Origin of the sequence: Cohnella suwonensis, from assembly GCF_042655365.1 — a bacterium.
Classification (GTDB): domain Bacteria; phylum Bacillota; class Bacilli; order Paenibacillales; family Paenibacillaceae; genus Cohnella; species Cohnella suwonensis.
The window spans coordinates 1-1,369 of sequence record NZ_JBHSMH010000091.1 but is presented as its reverse complement, the minus strand read 5'-3'; the positions used below and the strand labels follow the sequence as shown (position 1 = coordinate 1,369).

Sequence of the window (1,369 nt, the reverse complement as noted above, 5' to 3'; positions counted from 1 at the left end):
GTACGGGGGCACAGGAATGCTGAGTCGGATGGGGCGGTACGGTACGGGGGCACAGGAATGCTGAGTCGGATGGGGGCGGTACGGTACGGGGGCACAGGAATGCTGAGTCGGATGGGGGCGGTACGGTACGGGGGCACAGGAATGCTGAGTCGGATGGGGCGGTACGGTACGGGGGCACAGGAATGCTGAGTCGGATGGGGGCGGTACGGTACGGTGCGGAGGTGGCCATGAATAATCGGTGCGGTTGTACCACTACTCGTCACCCCCTTGCTAAGAAGCATGTTTCGAAATGCCGCTCCGGCCGTAACTCGATAGCCCGAGTAGCTTTTTCCACCCCGTTCCTATACACTGTTTTCAAGAAGCGACGAAGAACGTCCCTTAACCGCCCGCCGGCGGCCGAGGGGCGTTTTTTCGTTTTTAATATGAGGAGGTAGACGATATGGGTTTCGAGCAATCGCACGCCGAGTTTATCGAGCATCATCTGGGGGCGAGAACCGGCGAAAGACGGGGACGGTTGGAACGAGGGCACTCGCACGGGGAAAAGCTGTTTCTTGAGAACGTCTGGTGTCCGCTGTACGGCAACTTCGATGGACTGCATCCCGAGTTCGAAATCGTGGATTTCAGAGGAAAATCTTATTTCGCGGATTTCATGTTCCGGATGGGCTTCCTGAAGTTCGTAATCGAAATCAAAGGCTTCAACAGCCACGTTAAAGAGATGGACCGCCACAAGTTTTGCGCCGACGCAAACCGCGAATTGTACATGCAAGGGCTCGGATACCGCGTATTATCCGTCGCCTACGACAGCATCGCCAATCATCCCGAACAAGTCGTCGTTCTGTTTCGCATGATTTTGAGCCAATTTCAATCGACTCTCGCTTCCCCGGACGTTCGGATGGGCGTATTCGAAAAAGAAATCGTCCGCCTCGCGCTCACTCTACCCCGTCGCATTCGGCCCAAAGACGTCGAGTCGCATTTTCCAGCCAATCATCGAACGGCTGTCGCATGGTTACGCGCGATGGTCGCGAAAGGCTGGCTCTCCCCCGTTCACGCCCATCCCGGAAGCAAAGTGCTGGAATACGAGCTACGGCAGGATCGGTTGAGCTTTTTTTAATGAAGGAGATTGAACAAAATGCAAAAGTGCAGGTTGATTGGCTTATTTTCGCTATTTTCGTTGATCAACCTGCACCAGCTACAGTTTGTTTGCTAGTTATGACGCGATTTTGAGAATACAGGTTAATCAAACTGCATTTTTGCAGGTTGATTATCTATTGCCAAGAAACGGGGTTGATCAAACTGCATATTTGCATTTTGATCGAAGTGGAAAACATTAGCAGGCGGAGCACTGCTTAGTTCGGGGGTTAGTTCGGGG

The 1,369-nt window shown here is 53.3% G+C and carries 1 protein-coding gene; it reads left to right on the top strand.

Annotated features, from left to right (window positions below; translation table 11 throughout):
- The first annotated feature begins 439 nt into the window (after window positions 1-439).
- The gene (locus ACFPPD_RS21390) at window positions 440-1,111 is read left to right on the top strand and encodes a DUF559 domain-containing protein (protein WP_209744729.1); all 672 of its coding nucleotides are present in this window, start codon (window positions 440-442) and stop codon (window positions 1,109-1,111) included.
- Window positions 1,112-1,369 lie beyond the last annotated feature (258 nt).